Below are 4,515 nucleotides of genomic sequence, written 5' to 3' on the forward strand. Positions count from 1 at the left end.
CTCATGTCTCAGTAAAAAAATACAGTCAAGTTCGTGCCAGTAGTATTGCCGAAATGGCTCCTTACGAACAAATAAACCTTATATTCAGTAATATTATCGGTCGCTTAGCAGCAACAAAAGGGTTTATTGAGCGCAAAGAAATACAAAAAAAAGGTGAGAACATTTCAGCCTGTGTTTTATTATTTGGTGCACTGCAAGACGCACTTAATTTAGAAGTAGAACAAGACCCTAGTATTTCTAACAATTTATTGGCACTTTACGATTACTGCCAGCGCCGTTTAACGCAAGCGAACATAAACAACGATATTGAAGCAATTGTGGAAGTATCAAGTATTGTTAAAGAAATTAAAGAAGGCTGGGATAATATTCCGCTAGATCAACGAAGCCCTGCGGTTTAATTTCAATTATGGACTCGCCAACATTTTCAGAGCCATTAACTAACTACTCTGAGCTCATACAAAACTTGCTTAGTAAAATTGAAGTGTTAGTAAATGATGATAATGCAGACGAAGCTCAGCCTCTTTTAGACACTTTAAATGTTGAACTAAAGCAATGGTGCGAGAGCAGCGACGGCCCAAGCGCAGAGCAATTAGAATTAGTTCAACTTCGTATAAATACTATTTTAGTAAAAGCGAATAGTGCAAAAAACGAATCATCAAAAGCTATTATTAAACATAAAAAGTCTGGTAAGGCCATTAAAGCTTATAAAGCGAGTCGCTAAAATCCAGTTAAATAGAAAACAAAAAAAACCGTTTTAAGTAACGGTTTTTTTGTGTTTTCTTAATTTAGTTATTAATTTAATATCATACTTATCTACTAAGAGTTATCTCGTACTACGCCTGGCATATTCTCTAATTGAGCTTGAACATAACTGCTGGTGTTATTGAGGCTCGCGACAAGTAAATCCATCGCATTATACTGAGCGTATAATCGAGAGGATAGTGATTCCATTTTACTAGCAAGGCTCACGCGCTGATCATCTATGTCATCGAGTTGATTTGTTTTACTATCAATTCGGTTTTGAATAATACCATCGGAATCTGTATAAAAGCTCATTAGCTCATCAAAAGATTGTGCGAAGCCATTATCGTCATCACCTACAAAAAATTGTTGTACTAAATCAACACTTTCATCAATCTTATCGTTTAATATCTCGGTATTAAGCGTCAATACTCCATAACGATCTGCTTCAACTCCTAATTGCGAAAGTGATAATGAGCTGCCATTACCTAAATCCATAGAGTCAGTAATCTGCTCTCGCAATTTAGACATTACACCACGCAATAACGAATCACCAGCCATTACACCAGCACCATCATCACTTGAAGCACCTAAAGTATTACTAAGCTCAAGTAATTCGTTATAGCTAGAAATAAAGTTATTTAGGCCTGACTGAATGTTGTTGTTATTTTCAGTTACAGTTATATCACTTAAATCATCATCAGTGTCATGTGCTTTTTTAGCTGTTATCGTGATGCCGTCTATTACGTCTGTGAACGTATTTGACGCGTTACTAACAGTAAGAGAACCATCAATAGTAATTGATGCATCTGTAGCTGCGATAATTTCTGACGCATTTTGAACCCCTGCAGAGTCAAAAGATAAACGAGACAACCCGTTAGTATCAGTGTTATTACCATCAATATCTGTTACTTCTACTTTAATCTCATTTTCAAGGCCGCTATTTTTGGCAGAAAGTATCAAATGTTGACCGGTATCATCCGTTATTATAGTTGCATTAATGCTATCATTATCGCTGCTATCATTAATTGCATCTCTTATTTCACTTAAAGTAGCGTTGTCAGAAACTTCAACATCAAAACTATTATCGCCCGAGCTGAGCGTCATTGTGCCTTCACCAACAGCATCGTCAGCATCAAAGGCTTCTGAAAGTATCTTATGCTCCGTAGCAAGGTTATTAACCTCTACAGAATAACCGCCTGGCTGGGCGTCTTCATCGGCACTAATAGAGATAAAATCATCATTGCCTGACGTACTACGTTTTTGGTAATTATCTGAATCACCTAACGCTTCCATTGCTGTTTGCACTTGCTGTAGCGCAGATTTTAAGGCACCAACAGCTGAAATATCCGTCGTTAGCTTACTTTCTGTAGTATTTAAGCGAGCTTCAGCAGGTGCTTGTTCAGCATTAACTAGTGCATCAACAATATCTGATACTGCTAACCCAGAACCTAAACCATTAAATGTAATAGACATACTTCACCTCTTAAATACTCAAAAATAAACTAGCTTAGTATTAGTAATTCAAACTCAAACTACCGACTAAACTGTTTGATCAATTAAAATACCAGCAGATTCAGACAGTTTAGAAACTAAACTTAACACTTCCTCAGAAGGATATTGTTTAATAACTTCACCACTGTCTTTATCGAGCACTTTAATGACATCACGGCCTGAATCTTCATCAACTTTAAATTGTAAGCTGCGATTCATTTCACCCATAAAGTCCTGCAATTGTTGCGCCATTTGTTCTAGCTGTTCGCGCTCTAAGGGCTGATCTTTTTCATCTTGATTGTTATTTTTGTATTGGTTTTGCTGTAATTTTTGTTGATTGAGCACTTCCGTTTGCTTTACATCATCAACCGCTCGCTCAGTTAAAGAGTGAGCAGCTTGTCCTACTTGCTTATCATCACCAGCAATGGGAGTCGGTAATGTAGTAACCTCTGCGTTTGAAGTAATTGTATTCATAACAGATTCCTATTTGTACTTAATTAAACCAACAATAGCTTAGTTTATATTCTTAAACCACAAAAGGAGGTAGCTAAAGCCACCTCCTTTTTTAAATACTAATACTGACTTTTTGTATTAGTTAGCTAACCATTAAGCTATTACTCTAACTTATTAACCTAATAAGCTAAGTGCTGTTTGTGGTAACTGATTCGCTTGCGATAAAATTGACGTACCTGCTTGTTGCAAGATTTGGTTTTTAGTCATCTCTGCAGTTTCGGTTGCAAAGTCTGTATCTTGAATACGGCTACGTGAAGCAGATACGTTTTCAGAGATGTTTGCAAGGTTACTAATAGTATGGTCAAAACGGTTTTGAACCGCACCCAAACCAGCTCGTTGTGCATCAATATTAGCAATTGCGTTATCGATAATTGCTAATGCATCTTGTGAACCAGTTTGAGTAGTGATATCAACATCATCAACATCTGTTAGCGTACTTGTAACTGCAGTTATGCTTTGAGCCATAGTTGGAACAGTTGTTTGTGCTGTAAATGTTTCTGAAGAATTTAACTGAACAGCGCCTGCTACAACAGTAGAATCTGCAGCACCACCACTAACTACACTAATTGGTGTGTCATGGTCTACGCCATCATAACTTTGTGAAGTCAGCGTTAAAGAAGCTGTTGTAGACACAGCACCGTCAGCCGCAACACTTTGATAATCCTGAAGATTAATATCTTCACCTAAATCATTAGTAAAAGTTAATTCACCATTTTCTAATGACGCGGTCACACCGTGCTCATCTGTTCCAGAGTTTACAGCTTCAGCTAGTGACTGTAAGTCATCAGCTGCAACACCCGTAGTACCAAAAGAAACCTTTTCATCATTCAAAGAAAAACTAACTGTTTCACCAGCAGTAGCAACAGCAAACTCAACACCAGCAGCAGTTCGGGCTTGAGCTGTCACACCTGTGTTATTAGTATACTGATTGATTGCAGCAGCAGATTCTTTTGCACTAGCGCCAGCTGCAATTGTTACAGTAGAAGCTGTATCACCACGACCATCTATTACAAGTGCTCCACCGGCAACACCATTGCCACCAGCTGTATCTGCAGCAGCAGTTGTTGCAGCACCAAAACCACCCGCAGCAGCATCAGCAGCTTGAAGGTTTACTTGATTAGAACCAATGTCAGCTGCAGCAACACTTGAAAGCGATACATTAATTGTTTCGTTAGAGTTAGCACCAATTTGGAATGATTTAGAACCAAAGCTACCGTCTAAAAGCTGTTGACCACCAAATGATGTTGTATCAGCGATACGAGTAAGTTCTGTTTGTAACGCCGACACTTCTTTTTGAAGTGACGCACGGTCTTCTGTTGAGTTTGAGCCGTTAGCAGATTGCAGTGCTAGCTCACGCATACGTTGTAAAATGCTTGTAGACTCACTCATTGCACCTTCAGCAGTTTGTGCCATTGAGATACCGTCGTTAGCATTACGTTGTGCTACTGCTAAACCATTTACTTGTGATGTTAAACGGTTTGAAATTTGTAGGCCTGCTGCATCATCTTTTGCGCTGTTGATACGCATACCTGATGACAAACGCTCCATTGAGGTTGCTAAGCCTTCACCTGATTTATTAAGGTTACGTTGTGCGTTCAGTGACGACACATTAGTATTTACTGTTAATGCCATTTTACCATCTCCTAGGTTTAAACAGAGTGTGGTTCAACACGTTTTAACAGGAACCACTATTCGATAATTTCTTACAATAAGAAAAGCATTTACTGTGCCAACTTTATTTTATTTTTAAGTGATTGTTTTATATAG

Annotated in this window: 5 protein-coding genes and 1 pseudogene; 2 read left to right on the forward strand and 4 right to left on the reverse strand. The window is 38.2% G+C overall.

All coding sequences use genetic code 11. From position 1 onward, the window contains the following. Both fliS and H5072_RS12420 read left to right on the forward strand, forming a co-directional pair. Positions 1-398: flagellar export chaperone FliS (fliS, locus tag H5072_RS12415; protein WP_182693697.1), on the forward strand; the 398-nt coding region annotated here is incomplete at its 5' end. Between the two features lie 8 nt (positions 399-406). Beyond that, positions 407-721 (forward strand): hypothetical protein, encoded by a 315-nt coding sequence (locus tag H5072_RS12420; protein ID WP_182693698.1) that lies wholly within the window; start codon positions 407-409, stop codon positions 719-721. Between the two features lie 95 nt (positions 722-816). Here H5072_RS12420 and fliD read toward each other — a convergent pair whose 3' ends face one another. The 4 genes and pseudogenes from fliD to H5072_RS21565 all read right to left on the reverse strand — a co-directional run. Beyond that, positions 817-2,217, reverse strand: coding sequence for a flagellar filament capping protein FliD (fliD, locus tag H5072_RS12425; protein ID WP_182693699.1), 1,401 nt, complete (start codon positions 2,215-2,217; stop codon positions 817-819). Between the two features lie 66 nt (positions 2,218-2,283). Beyond that, positions 2,284-2,709, reverse strand: coding sequence for a flagellar protein FlaG (locus tag H5072_RS12430; protein WP_182693700.1), 426 nt, complete (start codon positions 2,707-2,709; stop codon positions 2,284-2,286). 153 nt (positions 2,710-2,862) lie between these two features. Then, positions 2,863-3,213, reverse strand: coding sequence for a flagellin (locus tag H5072_RS21560; protein WP_404936325.1), 351 nt, complete (start codon positions 3,211-3,213; stop codon positions 2,863-2,865). A 234-nt stretch (positions 3,214-3,447) separates the two neighbouring features. Then, positions 3,448-4,380: pseudogene (locus H5072_RS21565) on the reverse strand (flagellin hook IN motif-containing protein); the annotation flags it as partial. Positions 4,381-4,515: the final 135 nt, after the last annotated feature.

This window comes from Pseudoalteromonas sp. SR45-5, assembly GCF_014163565.1.
Classification (GTDB): domain Bacteria; phylum Pseudomonadota; class Gammaproteobacteria; order Enterobacterales; family Alteromonadaceae; genus Pseudoalteromonas; species Pseudoalteromonas distincta.